Origin of the sequence: Bacillus sp. FSL K6-0993, assembly GCF_037977205.1 — a bacterium.
Taxonomy (GTDB): Bacteria; Bacillota; Bacilli; order Bacillales; family Bacillaceae; genus Bacillus; species Bacillus subtilis.
On record NZ_CP150275.1, the window covers coordinates 1,880,145 to 1,899,424 of the forward strand.

Annotated in this window: 26 protein-coding genes and 2 pseudogenes; 19 read left to right on the forward strand and 9 right to left on the reverse strand. The window is 38.6% G+C overall.

Annotation, left to right across the window (positions count from 1 at the left end; genetic code table 11):
* The first annotated feature begins 112 nt into the window (after positions 1-112).
* The gene (locus MHH79_RS09515; RefSeq protein ID WP_063335401.1) at positions 113-574 is read left to right on the forward strand and encodes a DUF2691 family protein; all 462 of its coding nucleotides are present in this window, start codon (positions 113-115) and stop codon (positions 572-574) included.
* Positions 575-603: 29 nt separating this feature from the next.
* On the forward strand, positions 604-1,038 hold the full coding sequence (gene dutA / locus MHH79_RS09520) for a dUTP diphosphatase DutA (protein WP_003245820.1): 435 nt from the start codon (positions 604-606) through the stop codon (positions 1,036-1,038).
* Between the two features lie 602 nt (positions 1,039-1,640).
* Here the strand turns inward: dutA and cotU are convergent.
* Entirely contained in the window at positions 1,641-1,904 is a 264-nt protein-coding gene (gene cotU / locus MHH79_RS09525; RefSeq protein ID WP_340035104.1) for a spore coat protein CotU, read from the reverse strand.
* Between the two features lie 404 nt (positions 1,905-2,308).
* On the opposite strand from cotU, the gene MHH79_RS09530 reads away from it, so the two are divergent.
* Together MHH79_RS09530 and MHH79_RS09535 are read left to right on the forward strand one after the other, a co-directional pair.
* Positions 2,309-2,473: a hypothetical protein gene (locus MHH79_RS09530; RefSeq protein ID WP_144052037.1), complete on the forward strand. Its 165-nt coding sequence runs from the start codon at positions 2,309-2,311 to the stop codon at positions 2,471-2,473.
* Between the two features lie 275 nt (positions 2,474-2,748).
* The gene (locus tag MHH79_RS09535) at positions 2,749-3,588 is read left to right on the forward strand and encodes a thymidylate synthase (RefSeq protein ID WP_340035105.1); all 840 of its coding nucleotides are present in this window, start codon (positions 2,749-2,751) and stop codon (positions 3,586-3,588) included.
* Between the two features lie 122 nt (positions 3,589-3,710).
* On the opposite strand, the gene MHH79_RS09540 is transcribed toward MHH79_RS09535, so the two are convergent.
* From MHH79_RS09540 to tatAC, 5 genes are all read right to left on the reverse strand, one after another.
* Positions 3,711-3,998, reverse strand: coding sequence for a hypothetical protein (locus MHH79_RS09540; protein ID WP_119123060.1), 288 nt, complete (start codon positions 3,996-3,998; stop codon positions 3,711-3,713).
* Positions 3,999-4,040: 42 nt separating this feature from the next.
* Positions 4,041-4,763 (reverse strand): YrpD family protein, encoded by a 723-nt coding sequence (locus MHH79_RS09545; RefSeq protein ID WP_134157202.1) that lies wholly within the window; start codon positions 4,761-4,763, stop codon positions 4,041-4,043.
* 160 nt (positions 4,764-4,923) lie between these two features.
* Positions 4,924-5,280 (reverse strand): YoqO family protein, encoded by a 357-nt coding sequence (locus MHH79_RS09550; RefSeq protein ID WP_070549048.1) that lies wholly within the window; start codon positions 5,278-5,280, stop codon positions 4,924-4,926.
* Between the two features lie 244 nt (positions 5,281-5,524).
* The gene (locus MHH79_RS09555; RefSeq protein ID WP_015483277.1) at positions 5,525-5,749 is read right to left on the reverse strand and encodes a hypothetical protein; all 225 of its coding nucleotides are present in this window, start codon (positions 5,747-5,749) and stop codon (positions 5,525-5,527) included.
* A gap of 175 nt (positions 5,750-5,924) precedes the next feature.
* Positions 5,925-6,113 carry a twin-arginine translocase TatAC gene (gene tatAC, locus MHH79_RS09560; RefSeq protein ID WP_003231634.1) on the reverse strand — a complete coding sequence of 63 codons (189 nt, stop codon included), beginning with the start codon at positions 6,111-6,113 and terminating at the stop codon, positions 5,925-5,927.
* Between the two features lie 107 nt (positions 6,114-6,220).
* Between tatAC and MHH79_RS09565 the strand changes: the two are divergent.
* Both MHH79_RS09565 and MHH79_RS09570 read left to right on the forward strand, forming a co-directional pair.
* Positions 6,221-6,350, forward strand: a pseudogene (locus MHH79_RS09565) (hypothetical protein).
* 15 nt (positions 6,351-6,365) lie between these two features.
* Positions 6,366-6,764: a hypothetical protein gene (locus MHH79_RS09570; protein WP_100506857.1), complete on the forward strand. Its 399-nt coding sequence runs from the start codon at positions 6,366-6,368 to the stop codon at positions 6,762-6,764.
* A 64-nt stretch (positions 6,765-6,828) separates the two neighbouring features.
* On the opposite strand, the gene MHH79_RS09575 is transcribed toward MHH79_RS09570, so the two are convergent.
* Complete coding sequence (locus MHH79_RS09575) at positions 6,829-7,263, reverse strand: SRPBCC domain-containing protein (RefSeq protein ID WP_340035106.1); 435 nt, start codon at positions 7,261-7,263, stop codon at positions 6,829-6,831.
* A gap of 149 nt (positions 7,264-7,412) precedes the next feature.
* On the opposite strand from MHH79_RS09575, the gene MHH79_RS09580 reads away from it, so the two are divergent.
* From MHH79_RS09580 to pghL, 10 genes are all read left to right on the forward strand, one after another.
* Positions 7,413-7,535: a hypothetical protein gene (locus MHH79_RS09580; RefSeq protein WP_284675463.1), complete on the forward strand. Its 123-nt coding sequence runs from the start codon at positions 7,413-7,415 to the stop codon at positions 7,533-7,535.
* Positions 7,536-7,572: 37 nt separating this feature from the next.
* On the forward strand, positions 7,573-7,761 hold the full coding sequence (locus MHH79_RS09585) for a hypothetical protein (protein WP_268749319.1): 189 nt from the start codon (positions 7,573-7,575) through the stop codon (positions 7,759-7,761).
* Between the two features lie 293 nt (positions 7,762-8,054).
* A complete protein-coding gene (locus MHH79_RS09590; RefSeq protein WP_340035107.1) occupies positions 8,055-9,617 on the forward strand; it encodes a spore germination protein in 1,563 nt (520 codons plus the stop codon).
* Positions 9,618-9,646: 29 nt separating this feature from the next.
* Positions 9,647-10,738, forward strand: a complete 1,092-nt coding sequence (locus MHH79_RS09595) for a spore germination protein (protein ID WP_340035108.1) — start codon at positions 9,647-9,649, stop codon at positions 10,736-10,738.
* Positions 10,728-11,942 carry a Ger(x)C family spore germination protein gene (locus tag MHH79_RS09600; protein WP_340035109.1) on the forward strand — a complete coding sequence of 405 codons (1,215 nt, stop codon included), beginning with the start codon at positions 10,728-10,730 and terminating at the stop codon, positions 11,940-11,942. The genes MHH79_RS09595 and MHH79_RS09600 overlap by 11 nt, the downstream gene beginning before the upstream one ends.
* A 145-nt stretch (positions 11,943-12,087) precedes the next feature.
* Positions 12,088-12,894, forward strand: a complete 807-nt coding sequence (locus MHH79_RS09605; protein ID WP_340035110.1) for a hypothetical protein — start codon at positions 12,088-12,090, stop codon at positions 12,892-12,894.
* A 4-nt stretch (positions 12,895-12,898) separates the two neighbouring features.
* Positions 12,899-13,516 (forward strand): DUF4166 domain-containing protein, encoded by a 618-nt coding sequence (locus MHH79_RS09610; protein ID WP_340035111.1) that lies wholly within the window; start codon positions 12,899-12,901, stop codon positions 13,514-13,516.
* Positions 13,513-15,153 carry a YndJ family protein gene (locus MHH79_RS09615; protein WP_340035112.1) on the forward strand — a complete coding sequence of 547 codons (1,641 nt, stop codon included), beginning with the start codon at positions 13,513-13,515 and terminating at the stop codon, positions 15,151-15,153. Before MHH79_RS09610 ends, MHH79_RS09615 begins: the two co-directional genes overlap by 4 nt.
* 89 nt (positions 15,154-15,242) lie before the next feature.
* The gene (locus MHH79_RS09620; RefSeq protein ID WP_340035113.1) at positions 15,243-15,557 is read left to right on the forward strand and encodes a hypothetical protein; all 315 of its coding nucleotides are present in this window, start codon (positions 15,243-15,245) and stop codon (positions 15,555-15,557) included.
* Positions 15,558-15,782: 225 nt separating this feature from the next.
* Positions 15,783-16,541, forward strand: a complete 759-nt coding sequence (pghL, locus tag MHH79_RS09625; protein ID WP_340035114.1) for a gamma-polyglutamate hydrolase PghL — start codon at positions 15,783-15,785, stop codon at positions 16,539-16,541.
* Between the two features lie 26 nt (positions 16,542-16,567).
* Here the strand turns inward: pghL and MHH79_RS09630 are convergent, their stop codons facing one another.
* Positions 16,568-17,017 (reverse strand): YndM family protein, encoded by a 450-nt coding sequence (locus MHH79_RS09630; RefSeq protein ID WP_015483284.1) that lies wholly within the window; start codon positions 17,015-17,017, stop codon positions 16,568-16,570.
* 206 nt (positions 17,018-17,223) lie between these two features.
* On the opposite strand from MHH79_RS09630, the gene fosM reads away from it, so the two are divergent.
* Entirely contained in the window at positions 17,224-17,658 is a 435-nt protein-coding gene (gene fosM, locus MHH79_RS09635) for a FosM family fosfomycin resistance protein (RefSeq protein WP_024573196.1), read from the forward strand.
* Positions 17,567-17,843 (forward strand): annotated as a pseudogene (locus MHH79_RS09640) (hypothetical protein). The gene fosM and the pseudogene MHH79_RS09640 overlap by 92 nt, the downstream one beginning before the upstream one ends.
* A gap of 352 nt (positions 17,844-18,195) precedes the next feature.
* Here MHH79_RS09640 and lexA read toward each other — a convergent pair.
* Entirely contained in the window at positions 18,196-18,813 is a 618-nt protein-coding gene (lexA, locus tag MHH79_RS09645) for a transcriptional repressor LexA (protein ID WP_003238209.1), read from the reverse strand.
* Between the two features lie 149 nt (positions 18,814-18,962).
* On the opposite strand from lexA, the gene yneA reads away from it, so the two are divergent.
* Complete coding sequence (yneA, locus tag MHH79_RS09650) at positions 18,963-19,280, forward strand: cell division suppressor protein YneA (protein ID WP_003231598.1); 318 nt, start codon at positions 18,963-18,965, stop codon at positions 19,278-19,280.

The window sequence follows — 19,280 nt, forward strand, 5'->3', positions numbered from 1 at the left end:
CTGTAAAAGATAATCGGTTGAAAAGGCAGTCGATTCCTTGTTCCATAAACCTAACGTCAGAGTATATAATTAAACTCGTATTCACAAAAATCGTTTAAAGTAAGGGGTATACATGAATAGGGGAGTTAGTTTTCAAATACCGAATGAATATGGAAATTTTCTATGGAGAATACTGCAGCCGGTAGAAATAGCTAATTATAGGTGGCAAACGAGTGGGGAATCTTATTTTGTTGTAGAAGGAGAACTCGTTGATGAGGAGCTTTTTCATGACTACGCAGTTGTTGAAGGGGCAGTTTTTGAGCAACAATTAAAACTGAATCAGTACTATACCATTTTCGTTGAACTGAAAGCATTTCCATATGGAAAAATGGTTAATCAAGTCAATACATATGAAGAGTTTGCTGACAGTGATTGCGAACTTGTCCTTTTGATAGCAGATAATAGCTACGTTTCGATTTACTGTAAAAACAAAAAATTCATTGAAAAACTTTACTTCAATGCTTTACAGAATGATTTTGAAGACGTTCAATTTATAACTGATGAAAATGACACAAGAACAAGCCTTAGTGTATGATAGTCAATAAAAATTAAAGGAGCTAATACATGACAATGCAAATTAAAATCAAGTATCTAGATGAAACACAAACAAGAATCAGCAAAATTGAGCAGGGAGACTGGATTGATCTTCGGGCAGCTGAAGATGTAACAATCAAAAAAGATGAATTTAAGCTTGTCCCATTAGGTGTTGCAATGGAGCTGCCTGAAGGTTACGAAGCACATGTCGTCCCTCGTTCAAGTACATATAAGAACTTTGGCGTTATTCAAACAAATTCAATGGGTGTTATCGATGAGTCATATAAGGGTGACAACGATTTCTGGTTCTTTCCTGCTTATGCATTGCGTGATACTGAAATTAAGAAGGGTGATCGTATTTGTCAGTTTAGAATCATGAAGAAAATGCCGGCGGTTGAATTGGTTGAAGTCGAGCATTTGGGAAACGAAGATAGAGGAGGACTCGGTTCAACAGGTACTAAGTAAACAAAATAAATCCTTGGCTGTCTTCATGCTGTGTGATTGATTAATGGAGGTTTCAGCCAAGGTACATATAAATATTATGTATAAAATGAATATTTTAATACGAAGCATTTAATTAAAAACAAATTTTAAAAAGGGAAGTTTTGAAAAAGTGAAATAGTAATAACTAAAGTCGATAAAGAACCTAAAGATGTCAAAGAAACAATTTTTCTGGTGTTTTGCTTTTTTGAAGGTTTACTTAGCTCGTGGATAACTGCCCCCCATAAAAGCATGGATGCTAAAATTATAATACTTATATACATATAGATGCTCCTTTTATTATATTTACAGTTTTTACATTTTTATCGATTTTACCACATTTAGGATTGAGATGTCGATGAAACAAGCATCTCTATAAAGAAATACTTTTATCTAAATTTTTATAAGTAGGGGAAGGCAACTAAAAACTAGTAATGTCACTAATAATAAGCCAAGTTAAATGACGTGTGTTCATTAATAATTGAATTTACAGCAGCCATGAGCACAAAAAAATCTGAGTATCGTCGATAAATATCATAAAAAAGCCCCCGGTATGTCGCCGGGGAATAAATAGACGTTTAAGAGATTTAGTGATGTTTTTTATATGATTCGACAAAATCATAATAATGATCATCGTCATCATGATACTTTTTTTCGTAATGATAATCGTGATCATCGTAATATTTTTTATCATGGTCATCATACTTTTTGTCGTAATCATAATGTTTTTTATCATGATCATAATACTTTTTGTCGCAATCATAATGCTTCTTATCATTGTCGTAATACTTTTTGTAATATGTTTTTTTCCAAGTGTAATACTCTTCTTTATATTTTTTATAATAACCCAATTAAATTCCTCCTTTATTTTATTCGAATTTAATTTATGAAGTTTAAATGATATGGTATGGTCAAATGAAATAAGAATAGTAAAAAGAGGCTGTTTAAAACACTTTCTGAAAAACAAAACGGATAGCTGTTTATGAAAATAAGAGCGAGAGAGAGCACTCAATCACTGTAAAATAATAGTAAAGTGTATAGAGAAGATTAATATACGTAAAAAGGGACTTTCTCATTGAAGAATATTTGAACGTTATGGTTAAGATTCTAGAGATCTATGATGTGATTTTTCATTTGCTTTTGGAAGGATTTAAAGTTAGACATCAAAAACAAGCAGCAAAACCGGTTAGAAACAGATCATATAAGGAATGAACCGCTGCCAAATATCATAAAAAAGTTGTTAATGATCAAATGAATGAAATTAGAGAGAATTTATTTTAAAGAAAGCCCAATTGCACATGGACAACTGACAATTGATATTGAGGTAAAATACAATGCATTAAATCAGAAAAAGCTATTGGAGGATTTAATGTGTTTAGACAATTTCCAATTTGGTATACACAAACACCTAACTATTTGAATTTTTATGTGCCGCAATATCAAACCATTTCTTATAATCCTCAACAATGTTATCAACGGTGTATGTACCAAACTGGCGGTAACTATGAGCTATGTGACAGACTATGTTATGGGGAAATACAGGTGTAAAAGAGGGGGGGATTAACTCCTCTTTAAACACACAGTGAGTGGAATAAGATCCTCACTTTATCTGCGAGTGCTTAGTATTTGCGATAATATTGCATTCGTAATAAATTATGCTTAGCAACTGAAAACGAAAGAAGGATATGAATAGTTATGACGCAATTCGATAAACAATACAATTCAATTATAAAGGATATTATCAATAATGGAATCTCAGACGAAGAGTTTGATGTGAGAACCAAGTGGGACTCAGATGGAACACCGGCACATACTCTAAGTGTAATCAGTAAGCAAATGAGATTCGACAACTCAGAGGTTCCGATTTTAACGACAAAAAAGGTTGCCTGGAAAACAGCCATTAAAGAGTTGCTCTGGATTTGGCAGCTGAAATCTAATGATGTTAATGATTTAAACAAGATGGGCGTACATATTTGGGATCAGTGGAAACAAGAAGACGGCACCATCGGACATGCATATGGATTTCAGCTGGGGAAGAAAAACAGAAGTCTAAATGGAGAAAAAGTGGATCAGGTTGATTATCTTCTTCATCAATTGAAGAACAACCCGTCTTCACGCAGACACATTACAATGCTGTGGAATCCTGATGATTTAGACGCAATGGCCTTAACGCCATGTGTATACGAAACTCAATGGTATGTTAAGCAAGGTAAGCTCCACCTTGAGGTAAGAGCACGGAGCAATGACATGGCGTTGGGGAATCCATTCAATGTATTCCAGTACAATGTGTTGCAGCGCATGATTGCTCAAGTGACTGGTTATGAGCTTGGTGATTATATCTTTAACATTGGGGATTGCCATGTGTACACACGTCATATAGACAATTTGAAAATTCAAATGGAAAGAGAACAGTTTGAAGCACCTGAACTATGGATCAATCCTGAAGTGAAAGATTTTTATAACTTTACCATTGATGATTTCAAGTTAATCAACTATAAACATGGGGACAAGCTTTTATTTGAGGTAGCGGTTTAATGCTGCCTTTTTATTGTGCAGTGAATGGATAGCAGGTATCCTAATTTCATTAAGCAATCTGGAAGATGAATAAAAATTGAAGGACAAACACGTATAATACATAAAAAAGATTAACTCTACAGTTAATCTTTTTTATTCAGAAGAAAATATCCTAACTTTGAAACTAAATACAAAGTAAAAGCAATCATTACAGTTCTAGATATTACAATTCCATGAATAGCTAGATCATATCCAGCAGGTATCAACGCATTTGTATTACACATAAAATATATAGATATTAGAAGTGCTACAATAACTAAAATCATTCCAAAAAGACTTGTTTTTTCATATTTCATACCAATTTCCACCCTTATTAAAGTTAGGTTTAAACAAAAGAGCTGAAGAAACGAACTATGACCAGTATGCTCCAAGGAAAACCGCCAGACAATGCTGGCGGCTTTTTGCTGCTTCGTTTATTTATTAACAGAGATCGTAACGTTATTTCCTGCAACAGAAACCTTTGCGAAATCCTGTGTATCTACCACAGGAGTGACGGCTTTATTGTCGATTGTGATGTTGTTAAAAGATGTCGAAAAGGTTGCTTTGATCGCATCACGCTGGCTTTCATACGAAACAGCCGCGGTAGCAAGGGTTTTCCATTTTGAAATCGTGCCGATGTTGGTTCCTTGAATTTCTGTGATAATCCTTCCGGTGTAGCCGTCATTGTTCGTTCCCCAAAGGGTCATGCGCGTATTGCCGCTTAAATTTTTATAGATTGTCATTTGGACTGTGCTTCCAGGGCGGAAGCCTTTATTGTATGTGAATTTATCTTTTCCTTCGATGTACGTTTCTTCATTTTTGGACCCAACCTTCATGAGGGGCTTCCAGACGTTGTATTGTTTGCTGTACTGAAGCCCGATATCGGCTTCAGTTCCGCTTGTTGCCCTAAAGCCAGAATAAATATAGGGAGTAGAGACCGAGTCGTTGTTTTTGACAGTTTCAGGAAGCGTGATTTTAGCTGTAAAAACGGCGCCCGTACTGTTCAGGTAGACACGGCCGCCGATTCCGTTAGGCAGCTGGGATGCTGCTTTTGCGACTTGAGCGTCTGCCGCTGGTAAGCCTGGTATACCTGATGAAAGGGTTCCGAAAAGAACTGCTGTTCCTACTGCACCTGCAATCAATACTTTTTTCACCAAAATTCCCCCTTTAGATAGTGGTTTCGCCATTTATTATACCTTATTTTGGAACTGGATTGATGTATATAAATAGACAAAATATTTCATTTTGAATGATGTTAGGGACGAAAAGCTTCTCCAATCTGAAAGCTATGTAACTTTATCAGAGGAAAGAACGAGATCACAATCGTTTTAACCGATTTGAAATTTTCCTCAAAATAAAAGTACAAATGCTTAAAGAAACGATCATTAAAAGAATGCCCGCTATCGTTTCCCAGCCTGTAAAAAAGAGGTGACGTTTCATCAATGTCTGTCCTTGTAAAATGATAAAAGCACAGATACCGACTAAGAAAAGAAAACAAATACTTAGGATTGCTAACGCTTTACGTGAGTATGTTTTCATGTCGTCTTTAAGGTACAGCAATACGAAAACAAAGCAGATAACATTGGCTATTGTGCTTATCACCTCAAAGCTTTTCATGACAACTGATATAAATAGACAAAGTAAAATGAGATAAAATACGATGTTTCTATACAAAAAACCTCTCCTTTTATGTATGATCCTCAAAGAGTTTATAAAAGTTTCTTTGTAACTGCAATAAACTGAATGCGCTCACTTATGAACTAACTAAACTATGTACTAAATATTCATTATTCGTTTTATACTCAGTCACCAAGGTTTTCATAGAAAGGGAAGCTTCAGAAATATACATATAGTGCATAAACAAAAAAGACCCGGCAATAGCCGGGGGAAAGTAAAAACGAGGAGATGTTAATGGCGTTTAGTAGTGTTTTTTATGCTTTTTATACTCTACAACATAATCATAGTCTTTTTTATCGTGATCATAATATTTTTTATCATAGTCATCATATTTTTTGTCGTAATCACAGTCATAATATTTTTTATCATGGTGGTCATAGTATTTTTTATCATATTCGTAATACTTCTTATAATACGTTTTTTTGACCGTATAATACTCTTCTTTGTATTTTTTGTAATAACCCATATATACTCCTCCTTTATTTTTACTACGCTTTATTATACGGTGAGTAGATTTTGCGGCTTGGACAGTTAAAATCATAGGAGGAAAAAAGGGCTGTCCAAATGATAAAAAAAAGACAGCTGACACAAAAACAAATCAAAATAAAGAGCCGATTTTTCATCGGCCCAAACGATTTATCCTACATTTGTTTGTCTTCTTTGTTTTCTGAGTCATTTTTTCTGATATCCTGAGTCAGTCCGCTTGTTGCTTGTTTAAATTCTGATAAGGCTTTTCCTGCTGCACGGCCAAGCGCCGGCAGTTTATCAGGCCCAAATACTAAAAAACCCACAAACAAAATAACGAGTATTTTTGTGAAGCTTAATTCCATATCCTTTTCCCCCTGATTGAAGTACAACCTTTTAAACAAATTATAAGAGATAGCAGTACAAATGGGAATGCTTTTATTTTGAACATTTAAAACCAAAACAAAGGCGGATTCATAAAACGGCTGCTGCTGAATATAATGTCCAATGCCACCTGCCTAAGAAGCGGGGAGGCAGACTGGATCAATTATGTAGCTCTGCCGGAAATGATACAAACGTATCTGCGGCTATCATTGAAATAGAGGAGTGGTGTAGCTATGAGATTCACTAAGGTAGTTGGATTTTTGTCTGTTTTAGGGTTTGCTGCGGTTTTTCCATTAACGGCACAAGCAGAAAAAGCCGGAACTGCGGGGGCTGGAGAGTGGGATAAGTTAGGGACTTACACATATACTTACTCAAGTCCGACGGTATACTCAACCGGAGGAGATTTTAGAGTGTGCCTTTCAGGAAGCACTCCTTTTTCTGTCTCACTGCACTTATATGAAGATGATCCCGGTGACAATCCTGATGATTATGTAGGGGCAAACTATTTTTCACCTGGAGAATGCCACACCTTTGGCAGTATTGGGAAATTTGTTGATGGGAGCAATAACAAAGCCGAGTTTTTTGTTACCGATTACTCTGGTAAATCTAAAACTGTTACGTTTTATGATTGATGGACTCAAATTGTGAAGTATGACCCTTGGGAAAAAACAAAAAAGAGAGATACCTCTCTCTTTTTTATGCTTCGACAGCCTTACGAAGCCGTTCATTTACAATGCCAGTCCAGCCGCCATCCATCTTACCGCGAACGACGGAGCTTTTCTCGTTTGCTTTGCCGATCACTTCATTCGGCTCTTTCCAGCCGCTGTGAATAAGGGTAAACCCTGTCTTTTCCCCAAAGTCTTCTAATTGAAAGGTAACGACCCATCCTTCTGTATCCCATTCAAAAGAAAGTTCAGTTGGAGCTTGAACAGCCAAAACTTTACAAGGGGACGGCCCAAACGGCGATTGTAAGTGAAATTCTTGTCCTTCTTTGAGCTGAAAGTCATTAGGCATAAACCACTTGGCAATGCCTTCTGAAGTAGAGACTGTCTCCCAGACTTTCTGAATGGGAGCCTCCAGGGTAATGCTTTTTGTAATATCCGGTAGTGCATTTTCGTTGTTTTGAGCCATTTCGTTTACCTCTTGACATATGATGTTTTTTTCAATTCAATCATATAATAACTAATAAGATCATGTCCATAGTGTGCATTATTTATGCTAGAGCTGCTGTTGAACAGCGTATCAGTCGCCAGTCTGATCTGTAAATGGGAGAATTCTGCATGCACGAGAAAGAGAGAGATGTGTATGTTGTCATTTCTTTCATGCTTGTTTGCTCAGCCGCAACTGTTATGTTTGAACTGGAATTCCTGTTCAGCCAATTTATTTTGCGATTTTTGTTTTAATAGTAAATGAGCCATTTTCTAAAACAGGAGGTTTTTTATGCTTGGAAAAATCAAAGCAGCCATTGATAACAGTCCAGGGAAGCCGGCCAGAATTATAGTTAGTGAAAAAGCGTTTCAGCAATTAGAGGAAGAAATGCGCTTTGTTTATGTTTCCAAACCGAAAACGATAATGGGGATTCCTGTGGAAGTTTCAGATCAGGCAGAAAGCTTCAAGCTGGAATTTTAGTTTTCCCAGACTGCTAAAAGGCTCATTTTGTGTTAATTATGCAAAATGGTCAGGTTGATTTCTTTAAAAGCATGATGAAATGTTCATCATGCTTTTTTTATTGAGAAAAAAGACGAACATAAAAAATAGGTATACGGGAAAAATAATCCTATTAGAGAGAGGGGAAATGACAGATGGATAACATGATATCAACACTTACTGATTGGAATGTGTGGTTTCAAGCGTTAGTAGTATTTCTCGTTCCATATGTAATCTATAAAGTGTTTACTTGGATTCATGTATAAGAAGGTGCAATGATGAGGTGGCGGAGCAATCAGTACAAAACACAGAAGCAGCATAAATCAGATTATTCGACAGCTGAAAAGCAGGATCAGGATGTGTTAACCGGTAACATCGGATACGATTTAGAACATGTAAAAAGAAAAATAGGACATAACGGGGACGTTCACTTCCGTGAGCTTGAAATCACTCATTTACATGTGAAAGCGGCATTGATCTTTGTTGAAGGACTGTCTGATCAGGATTTGATTAGTAAAGGACTATCACTGTTAGTCATGAATCAACCTAATCAGGTAAGCGATGAAATTTCTCAATCCGGCAAAGGCATTTTAACCACGAAACAGATAAAAAATCAAATCGTATCAATCGGTGATGTCATAGAATCAGAGAAAATCAGTGATATCGTGTTGAATGTTTTCATGGGCTCGACAGCGCTTCTCATCGATGGAATACCGCAGGCCTTTCTTCTGGGAACTGTAAAAAAACAAAATCGAAGTATCGAGGAGCCGCTTTCAGAAGCGCTTGTCAGAGGGCCGCGCACAGGCTTTACAGAAGAGTTGAGTACGAATACAGCTCTTTTGAGACAGCAAGGAAAAAATGATCAATTAACATTGCAAAGGTTTGAGGTAGGAACACGATTAAAAAAGGATTTAATTATCGCTTATATGAATGACATTGCAGATCCAAAAGTAGTCGAGGAAGTAAGAAAAAGAGTGAGAGGGATTGAGATCGATCATTTGCCGGAGTCAGGCTACGTTGAACAGTTAATTGAGGATAATTATTTGAGCCCGTTCCCGCAAGTACAGAGTACAGAACGTCCTGATCGCGTCATAAGCGGATTAATGGAAGGAAGAGTAGCCATTCTGCTTGACGGCACTCCGTTTGCTTTGATTGTTCCAGTCACTTTCAGCATGATGCTTCAATCGCCTGAAGATTATTATGAACGGTGGTTCCCGAGCTCGCTCATCAGATTGCTGAGGTTCATCGCAGCAATGATAACGTTATTCGCACCCGCTTTATATATATCATTTATTTCTTTTCATCCTGGGTTAATTCCGACCAAGCTGGCGATTTCAATTTCCGGGACGCGCCAGGGTGTTCCGTTCCCATCCCTCATTGAAGCCTTATTTATGGAAGTCGCGATCGAAATTTTAAGAGAAGCGGGGCTTCGTCTGCCAAAACCGATTGGACCCGCAATTGGCATAGTTGGCGGATTAATCATCGGGGAAGCAGCTGTGCAGGCGGGGATTGTCAGTCCAATCATGGTCATTGTTGTTGCGCTCACAGCAATTTCTTCATTTGCCATCCCGCATTATAGCACAGGTATAGCACTTCGGATGCTTCGGTTTGGCGCGATGTTTTGTGCGGCGGTGTTTGGATTGTTTGGAGTCATTATGTATTATCTGCTGCTAAGCAGCCATGTCGTAAAGCTAAAGAGCTTTGGTGTGCCATACGCAAGTCCGGCAGTGCCCTATCACTTAAAAGATTGGAAAGACTTTGTTATCAGAATGCCTCTTTTAGTCATGAAGCGCCGGCCTAAAATGATGAATACAGATAATACAAAACGGGTGAAGTGATGAACTCGACAGGATGGTGATAAAGTCTCATGTTCAGCCCAACCAGTAAAATCACAACCGCTCAGGCAACGATTATCATCATTAATTATATGCTTGCTGCCGGAGTTCTTACGCTCCCTCGGACAGTAACAGAACAAACACAATCTCCTGATGGATGGATTTCAGTTTTATTAGGCGGGGTCATAGCAGTTATAGCCGGGATGATTATAGTCAAATTAAGCCAGCAGTATCCTAAGGAGACCTTTTATGAATACTCCCGACATATTGTAGGAAAATGGCTCGGGCATTTGATCAGTATTGTTTTTATTACTTATTTTCTGGCACTCGGTGCATTTGAAGTCAGAGTCATGTCCGAAATCGTGGATTTTTTTCTCCTCGAAGGGACACCGTCTTGGGCCATCATTATGACAGTTCTTTGGATTGGGCTTTATTCAATTACACAAGGCCTAGATCCGATTGCACGGCTTTTTGAAATGATTTTTCCGATTACGGTCATCATCTTTTTAACGATAGCCCTCATGAGTTTAGGCATATTTGAGATCAACAATTTGCGCCCTGTATTAGGTGATGGAATCATGCCGGTTCTTAGAGGAGTAAAGACAACGAACCTTTCATTTACATGTTCAGAAATTATGTTCATTTTAGTAGCATTTATGAAAAAGCCGAAAAATGCGGTGAAAGCAGTTGTGATCGGGACAGGTGTTGTGACCAGTTTTTATATGATTACGATGATTATGGTCATCGGTGCACTATCAGTTGAGGGAGTTGTGACGAGAACATGGCCGGGGCTTGACCTGATGAGAAGTTTTGAAATACCTGGTTTAATATTTGAACGGTTTGAATCATTTCTGCTTGTGATTTGGATTATGCAGCTTTTTGCCACGTTTATTATCACTTTTTATGCAGCTTCCCTGGGAGTCTCACAAGTTTTTAAAAAGAAACCCCTTTCATGTATGTTTGGGCTGCTTCCTGTTATTTATATCCTCTCTTGCATGCCGAAAAATGAAAATGACGTCTTTATATTGGGCGATACGGTCAGTCATATCGCTTTGTATATATTTGGCGCTTTGCCAATTTTGCTGTTAGTCATTTCGAAATGGAGGAAAAGAGGTGAAAAGTAAACTAAAACGTCAATTGCCTGCTATGGTCATAGTATGTCTGCTGATGATTTGCGTAACAGGATGCTGGAGCAGTCGGGAAATAGAAGATCTGGGTCTCACATTCGCTATCGCAATTGATAAAGGAAAAGAAACGAACACTGAAAAAGAGTTAAAAGAAGAGGGCGGGAGCTATCCGAAAAAAGACAACATTACGCTGACCTATCAATTTGTTAATGAAAAAGCGGCAGGCGCGGGCACAAGCGGGGGAGGCGGTAGCGGACAAGGAGCGCAAAAAGCGTATATTAATATAAGTGAAACAGGGGATTCATTACAGCAGATCGGAAGTGAGGTTGCATTAAGACGGGACCGAGAAGTGTTTAGCCCGCATTTAAAAGTTGTTGTCATGAGTGAAGATGTGCTGCACACATTTCCTATCGACGAAATGCTGGATCAATTTTTTCGTGATAATGAAATCAGGCTGAGCTGTCTTGTTTTATCTGCTAAAGGGGAAGCAAGAGAAGCTCTCCAGCTGAAAGAGAACGGAGAAATTCCGGCATTTCGGCTGATTGGACTAGGTGAAAATGAACATAAAGTTTCCAGAATTCTCTCCCCTATGACACTCGCGAAACTAATTGGAAAACTGCATTCTGGCAGCAGCTTTTTACTGCAAAATGTGGTTGCGGCGAATGGAGCGGTCAAGTATTCCGGAGCAGCTGTAATCAACGGAAAATCGAAAAAAATGATAGGCACTTTAAATGAATATGAAACTGAGGGGATTACATGGATTAGAGGGGAAGGAAAAGGCGGGGTTGTCAAAAGTCATGATAAAAAGAGCCAACAGACGTTAGCGTACGATATCAATAAAATCAAAAGCAAAATTCAGCCAATCGTAAAAGGGACGGATATTTCATTCCATGTCGATATTGAATCAGAAGGCGATTTGGTTGAAAACTGGAACACAAAAGAGGCGTTGGACACCCAGTTTATAGATCGTCTCGAAACGACTATTGAAAACGAGGTAAAGAAAATAGTTGGTCAGGTATTAAAAAAAATTCAGCATGATTATAAAGCAGATGTTGCGGGTTTTGATGAATCTTTAAGACTTACATATCCTCACTTATGGAAAAGGGTGAAAAATAACTGGGATGACACTTTCAGTAAAGCCGACATCACATACAGTGTGAACGTCACAATTACTCATTACGGCACGGTTAAAACTCAGTAATGAATCCCAAGGAAGAGAAGGAAACCTCTCTTCTCTTTTTTATGCATTTTTTAGGATAACGATACTTTTTTGGAGAGATATATACTTTTCAAATGGACCAATATGCTAATATAGGAATTGCTTGAAATAGAAGGGAGGAGGGGCTGTGAGGCAGAAACCGATTTATGTAGAAATCGAAATGAAATCTGATCTGGATACACTCTGGGAATATACACAAAACCCATCACTGCATAAGGAATGGGATCTCCGGTTTTCAAATATTACGTATTTGAATAGACAACCATGCGAAAAACAGAAGTTTCTTTACGAAACAAAAATAGGCTTTGGATTAAAGGTGTCAGGTACTGGAGAAACCGTCGGTGTTTTCAACAAATGTTCATCTGAAAGGTCTTCTTCACTGGCTTTTGGCTCTGATCATCCATTATCTCTGATTCGGCATGGAAGCGGCTACTGGAAGTATATACAGAGAGAAAATGGGAAAATGACGTTTTTAACACAGTACCAATACAAAACAGCCTACGGACTGCCGGGAAGATGGATCGATCGTTTATTATTTCGGCCGCTGCTTGGCTGGGCGACTGCCTGGAGCTTTGATGCATTAAGGCTTTGGGTTGAGCAAAATAAACATCCGAAGCGCTTCATTCGATCCGCTATCATCTATGTGTTCATGTGTCTGTTTTTCAGCCTGTTTTGGTTCTATCAAGGCTTTGCAGGTGTTGAGACAAGCATATTGGCAGGAACAGCGGAGATAGGCTTAGCTATTTTGTGGCTGCTTCCTTTAAAAAGAAAATGGATCATTCATGGTGTCCAGGCTTGTATCCTTGCGGGGTTTGCTTGTCTAGGTTCCGAAATATTCATGTGGGTTCTGTTGAGTGTGCTTTCCGCAGCAAGCGGCGCTCTTAGCCTGCAGCTCCCCAGTGCCAAGCGCACAAAACGAAAGAGAAAGAAGTGACATTGTGAGTTCGATTTATGAAAAATCAATTATTAACTATCATTTGCTGCATCCCAAGCTGCAGAAACGGTACCAATTAGACGGGTCTCAAACATTCAGCGGGACGGGAACGATGTCAGAAATAAGCGGAGGCTCTTTTCTGGTTAGAATGCTGTTAAAGCTGGGTGTTTTTTTCAGATGCTTCTTTTCAGAAAGAGGCAAAGACATTCCATTTACAATACAAAATAGAACTTGTCTTTTGAAATCGCAACATACAGGAATAGAATGGAATCGTACATTTTTCTTTAAAGGCAAAAAACGTTTCTTTGACGCGATAATGATATATGACGAGAAAGAAAATAGAATACTTGATTTCTTCGGCAAACCTCATCTGCTGCTGTCTGTTTTGACGTTCGAGGCATCTCATGACGGCTCTCTTACGATCACATCGGGAAAGCAATGGCTATTGATATTTGGAAAAAGAATCCCGTTGCCGAAATGGCTGACCGGTACATCCGTAGTTTGCGAAACGTTTGATGAAAAAAAGAATTGTTTCACCATTGAAGTGCATGTGCAAAATACAATTCTTGGCACTCTTTTCTTTTATAAAGGAACGTTTCAGGAGGAAGAGAGAGAATTATGAAACGAAATGGCATAGTCAGTGCGCTTTGTTTTATTGGATTTCTTGCAGCGGAAGCACCGGATATTTCAGTGGCAGAGGCACTCGTTTTGTTATCCATTCTATTTTTCGTGCCGGGAATTTTTCCTTTTGTTTTTCGTCAATCTCCGGTTCGTGCTGCTCAGTTTATGGAATATGGGCTAATCCAGTGGTATCCGGCAGCCGCATTCTTTGCGGCGCTGGCTCTAGTGACGGAGGTTGGGGGTTTCGCACTTATCTGGTGGATGTACACAGTTTTTATTGCATTGTATGCGATCCTCCGCCTTTGGGAAACAAAGATACATAGAATCGAAGAGACATCAGCTTTGTTCGGTCTTATTTATTTGGCGGGAGGAGGATTTTGGTTTTTTGCTTATGCTGCCCATTTGCAGATCATGCAATTTGGCCCTCTCATCATTTTGCTTACTGCTGTCCACTTTCACTATTCTGCTTTTCTGATCCCGATCTTCAACGGATTACTCGGCAGAACCATTAGAAAACATCGGATGTTGTATAGTTGGATAACATGGGTGATTTTGCTTTCACCCCTTCTTATCGCACTGGGCATCACATATTCAAAAACACTTGATGTCATTGCGGTTAGCATTTATATGGCGGCGATTTATCTTCATGCATTTTTGGTGTTCACGGCAGCTTTTCGCACCAAGACGGGGACATTTCTTATTCGGCTTTCTTCCGCTGTTTTAATGATAACGATTGCTTTCTCGATGATTTATTCATTTGGTGTATTTCGGCAAGAAGTTACATTGACCATCAATCAGATGATTTGGATTCACGGTTTTGTCAACGCGTTTGGTGTTATCTTGCCCGCTCTCATAGGGTGGAGAATAGAGGATCCGAAGTCTTTTGATGCAGACAGTGTAAAGACATTCAGCCGTATCTACGGAAAAAGAAAGATTGGAGAAGAATTTTTAGCTAGCATTCAAGCTGAAAATAACGCTCGGTACAGCGGACTTGTGGATGATATGGGCAGCCTGCGTTCAAAAGATTTTTCACCAGAAAAACTGGCGCCGCTCATTCTTTCGTTTTATGAACAAACCATCGAATACAATATTAAAGCAAAAGTAACATGGAGCACGTGGTTTCGGCCGCTTGCAATTATTTACGAATGGTTCAGCAGAAGAATCGGCCAAATACATCTTTCGACGAACCCTGACTGGTATAGGATGTACAGCAAGATAAGAGGTGTTCATTCTAAAAAAGACGGAAGGGAAAGAGTACGTGCCTGGATTAGAACAAATGAAAAAAACGAAACCATTTTTACCGCTCTTTATTCAGTGTATCGTTCAAATGGAGAGGGGTATATGAATATTTCTTTACCACTTCCATTCAGCAGCATGACAGGTATTTTAAAACCATATCATCATCAGGAGAAGCTGGTTTTAACAAGCAGGCGGAGAAAAAGCAGAGCGGGGGATGAGGGAATTTATCTGCAAACAAGAGCGGGAACTTGTCCGCTTCCTTTATCTGAAACCTTTCTGATAGAAGCTGCACATGACAACAAATTAACCGCTGTTCATCATATGTGGCTGTTCGGAATAAAATTTCTAACTGTTCATTACAGCATTACACATATTAACCAGCCTATTGAAAGAACCTAACACAAAGAAGAAGCTTCGTCTGCCAGTTGTAATAGATGAACTGTTTTAAAAAAATTCTGCGCCGCATCAAGACAGGAAAGGAAGGGTTTATGGTGTTTTATATCAGTTTATTTCTGATTCTTTGGCTGGCTGTGGGGTTTGCAGTGGGAATGAAACAAGTGTATGTCGATCAGCTGTTTGATAAAACTGTGATCGAAAGGCTGGAAAAAGAAGCGAATGATCATGGACACGCTGACCGGATGATCAAACAGCGCGCCCTTTATATTGCAGCAGTGACAGTAAGCGGGTTTATTTCTGTTTATTATGAAATGAAAACAATCCCGCAAAGGCGAAACATAAGAAAAATTGAAAAAAACATCTTGAAATTAAATCAAGCAAAAAAACGAAGAATGAAGAGAAAATAAAAAATGCACAGGCCAAAGGGCAGGTGCATTTTTGTTTTGTATGGAAATGGGGGAGGTGGGTGCCAGCTTACTTTTCATAAATTCAAAAATGAGAAGAACAGCGCCCGGGCTAATGGTATATAATATTGTGAATTTAACAAAAATTTAACAAGGAGGACGAGAGAATTCGTGCTAAAGCCTCAAAGAGACCTACATCCTGTTGATTTGGATTTAGAGGCGGAGTAGATGAAACCGGCCAAAGTATCCCTGCTCCGCCGTTTGCTCCATTCCTTGAAGCATGTTGATTGTAACATAGCCAAACGTTTTCCATCAACTATTAAAATTGTAAAATTATTGTTTATTTTTATGGTGTTTACTCCGATTTCTTCAATTTATGCTGAAGATGTATATCAGAATTTTGAGGAATTAAAAAACAATGAAGATCCTTCTGATTACGACATTGTTACGAAAGAAACCGGAAGCCCTGTTCTTGTTTTAGCTATTCACGGAGGAGGTATTGAAGGCGGGACAAGTGAAGTAGCGAGAGAGCTCAGCAAAGAGTACTCGATGTATTTATTTGAAGGCTTAAAATCGACAGGAAACTCAGTCCTGCACATTACGAGCACGCACTTTGATGAACCTCGGGCCCTTAAAATGACGGGGAATCATGGATATGTCATTTCATTACACGGGTACGCAGAAGAAGATCAGCAGATCGAAGTCGGCGGTACAGATCGCGTAAGAGCGGCAGATTTAGTTGAGAAATTGCAGCATGCCGGTTTTCCTGCTGTATTGCTCAATACGGACCATCCGCATGCGGGCGTTAGTCCGAATAACATTGCAAATAAATCAAAAACAGGTTTAAGTATCCAGATAGAAATGAGCACTGGCTTTCGAAAGTCTTTGTTCGGCATCTTTTCTTTAAAAAGCAGAGCTGTTACTCAAAATGAGAGGTTTTATGAGTTTACAGAAGTAATGTTCCGTTTTCTCAAAAATAGCTACTGAAAAATAGGAGGCGATAAGACAGCCTCCTATTCTTTATGCTTCTCATTCGTTTCGGGAAACAGCTCGTCCGCGGCTTCCGTTTGATACTGCAACGTGTTATCTCTCGCTGACAGTTCATTTCGGAAATTTTCATCAAGCACATTTTTCAGTAAATACCGATGAAAAAAGTATTCAAAAACAGTAAGACAGGCAGCAGAAAGGAGAGCTGCTCCAAATGGTGAGAAATCGTTTCTTGTTTGGGTTAAAACAAATACCCAAAGAATAACGAATGAAAGGCCAAAGTCAGCCAATGAAGCTGTAATATTGTTTGTTCTGGGTAAGACGAGCATGTCACCAGAAAGATAGGAAACAAAACCTAAGAAAAGTGCAATAAACATCACACTTAAAAAGGATGCGTGATAGACTCTGTCCAAAATCACATATAAAAGGGCGAGAGTGAAAGCAATCTTTGAAGCAAGCGCAATGATATGTTTCATTTGACCACCTAAATTGTTATTTTTTGAAGAAAATTCTTGGGCGTAAACAAATGATAAATAATGCAATTCAAAACCATTCATAATGGTCATGTTACTATTTTAAACAGTCCGTTGTTGTTTACACTGGTATTTTTTTCAGCTGTATAAAACTTTCTTATGAAAAAGTCGTATATGTGGATGATCAGCTTTCAAGGGGGGAATGATTTGTGGAGATAAAAGGAATCAATCACTTGCTATTTTCAGTTTCGCATTTGGATACATCGATTGATTTTTATCAAAAAGTGTTTGGTGCAAAGCTATTGGTAAAGGGAAGAACAACTGCATATTTTGATATGAACGGCATCTGGCTAGCTCTTAATGAAGAACCAGACATCCCGAGAAATGACATTAAGCTTTCTTATACCCATATTGCTTTTACAATTGAAGATCATGAATTTGAGGAGGTGTCAGCTAAATTAAAAAGACTTCATGTCAATATTCTGCCTGGCAGAGAACGAGATGAACGCGATCGAAAATCAATTTATTTTACCGACCCTGACGGCCACAAATTTGAATTTCATACCGGGACCCTTCAAGACAGGCTTCGATATTACAAACAAGAAAAAACGCATATGCACTTTTATGATGAAACGGCCTTTTGATATCACAACAATATTTCATATAAGGTTTAATTGAAAGAAGGGTGTTGGTGGAGACTTTATGTTTGGGGAAGGTTTCTACCCGACTTGTTCAACGATGCCATATCTTTTGAACTGCACAAGTGATTGGGTGAAGGTGAAATTGAAATACACATTACATTTTATATGAAGAAAGCGAGCTGTTTTAACAGAAACATGAACTAATTAAACTGTGTACTAAATTTTCAGTATATTTCAATTGCCTCGCCCCTTAATAAATATGAAACCGCATCCTTCCACGACCTAAAAAATGAAACGTTTTTAAGAAGATAGCGTCTAATATTCTAAACGTTCATATTTTGATAAAAGTTTCCTGAAGGAAAGAAAATTTCTTGACTTCAACAATCTTTTGGTGGATAATTATGGTGTAAACATGATGTTCTTTTTCCTCCTATTCAGGCTCGCACCCAAAAGTCAGGGCGAGCCTGCTTTTTTTGAACAACAAACCCCCTCTCCGTAAAGGAAGAGGGGGTTATTTCATGCATCTGATAGATCAATAGATTAATGGACGGTTCTGAACACGCCAATCACTTTCCCTAGAATGCTGACATTCTGCAAAATGATAGGTTCCATCGTTGGGTTCTCAGGCTGCAAGCGAATGTGGGTATCCTCTTTATAGAATCGTTTTACAGTTGCTTCATCATCTTCTGTCATCGCAACTACAATTTCCCCATTGTTCGCTGTGTTTTGCTGTTTAACGATGACATAGTCCTTATCGAGAATACCGGCATCTATCATACTGTCTCCCATAATCTCCAGCATAAATACATGCTCGTCTGGAGGAACCATGCGGTCAGGGAGCGGAAAATATTCTTCAATATTTTCTACTGCTGTAATAGGAGATCCCGCCGTGACTTTCCCGATGACCGGTACATTAACGACCTGGCTTTGCGGAATGTCTACTTCTTCATCAAGAATTTCTATTGCTCTTGGTTTTGTCGGATCCCGTCTGATCAGTCCTTTTGTTTCCAAGCGGGCCAAATGGCCGTGGACAGTAGAGCTGGACGCAAGCCCGACAGCCTCTCCGATCTCTCTAACGGAAGGCGGATATCCTTTTGATTTAACCTCTGCTTTAATAAAACGGAGGATATCAAGTTGCCTTTTTGATAGCTTCGTCATTTTTCGCACCTCAAAACGTCGATTTTAAGAAGATTATAGCATGATTTTCCTTACAGTACAAACATAGGTTCGAAAAAACAATTGACAGAAACGTTTGTTCGTATATACTGAAATTATAAAAATGCGAACAAACATTCCTGTTGGAGGTTATGATCATGAGTAAAGAATCTATTATTTTTGTCGGTCTGTTCACAGTGATTTTGAGCGCGGTTATCCTTATGCTGTCATATACAAGCAGCGGCCAGGAGCTTAATCAGTATGTTAAAATAGAAGTCCAGCAAGGCGACACACTTTGGTCAATTGCTGATCAGGTAGCAGATACAAAAAAGATAAACAAAAATGATTTTATTGAATGGGTAGCTGATAAAAATCAACTACAGACATCTGATATCCAGCCGGGTGATGAGTTAGTGATCCCATTGAAAAAGAAGCATCAGGATGCATATGAATTGGCAACTGTAAGATAG

What these genes read in the sequence shown, in the direction of transcription:
- MHH79_RS09515 (WP_063335401.1), top strand. Translation starts at nt 113, where the DNA reads ATGAATAGGGGAGTTAGTTTTCAAATACCGAATGAATATGGAAATTTT.
- dutA (WP_003245820.1), top strand. Translation starts at nt 604, where the DNA reads ATGACAATGCAAATTAAAATCAAGTATCTAGATGAAACACAAACAAGA.
- MHH79_RS09530 (WP_144052037.1), top strand. Translation starts at nt 2,309, where the DNA reads ATGAAATTAGAGAGAATTTATTTTAAAGAAAGCCCAATTGCACATGGA.
- MHH79_RS09535 (WP_340035105.1), top strand. Translation starts at nt 2,749, where the DNA reads ATGACGCAATTCGATAAACAATACAATTCAATTATAAAGGATATTATC.
- MHH79_RS09555 (WP_015483277.1), bottom strand. Translation starts at nt 5,749, where the DNA reads ATGGGTTATTACAAAAAATACAAAGAAGAGTATTATACGGTCAAAAAA.
- tatAC (WP_003231634.1), bottom strand. Translation starts at nt 6,113, where the DNA reads ATGGAATTAAGCTTCACAAAAATACTCGTTATTTTGTTTGTGGGTTTT.
- MHH79_RS09570 (WP_100506857.1), top strand. Translation starts at nt 6,366, where the DNA reads ATGAGATTCACTAAGGTAGTTGGATTTTTGTCTGTTTTAGGGTTTGCT.
- MHH79_RS09575 (WP_340035106.1), bottom strand. Translation starts at nt 7,263, where the DNA reads ATGGCTCAAAACAACGAAAATGCACTACCGGATATTACAAAAAGCATT.
- MHH79_RS09580 (WP_284675463.1), top strand. Translation starts at nt 7,413, where the DNA reads ATGCACGAGAAAGAGAGAGATGTGTATGTTGTCATTTCTTTCATGCTT.
- MHH79_RS09585 (WP_268749319.1), top strand. Translation starts at nt 7,573, where the DNA reads ATGCTTGGAAAAATCAAAGCAGCCATTGATAACAGTCCAGGGAAGCCG.
- MHH79_RS09590 (WP_340035107.1), top strand. Translation starts at nt 8,055, where the DNA reads ATGATGAGGTGGCGGAGCAATCAGTACAAAACACAGAAGCAGCATAAA.
- MHH79_RS09595 (WP_340035108.1), top strand. Translation starts at nt 9,647, where the DNA reads ATGTTCAGCCCAACCAGTAAAATCACAACCGCTCAGGCAACGATTATC.
- MHH79_RS09615 (WP_340035112.1), top strand. Translation starts at nt 13,513, where the DNA reads ATGAAACGAAATGGCATAGTCAGTGCGCTTTGTTTTATTGGATTTCTT.
- MHH79_RS09620 (WP_340035113.1), top strand. Translation starts at nt 15,243, where the DNA reads ATGGTGTTTTATATCAGTTTATTTCTGATTCTTTGGCTGGCTGTGGGG.
- pghL (WP_340035114.1), top strand. Translation starts at nt 15,783, where the DNA reads ATGAAACCGGCCAAAGTATCCCTGCTCCGCCGTTTGCTCCATTCCTTG.
- MHH79_RS09630 (WP_015483284.1), bottom strand. Translation starts at nt 17,017, where the DNA reads ATGAAACATATCATTGCGCTTGCTTCAAAGATTGCTTTCACTCTCGCC.
- lexA (WP_003238209.1), bottom strand. Translation starts at nt 18,813, where the DNA reads ATGACGAAGCTATCAAAAAGGCAACTTGATATCCTCCGTTTTATTAAA.
- yneA (WP_003231598.1), top strand. Translation starts at nt 18,963, where the DNA reads ATGATCATGAGTAAAGAATCTATTATTTTTGTCGGTCTGTTCACAGTG.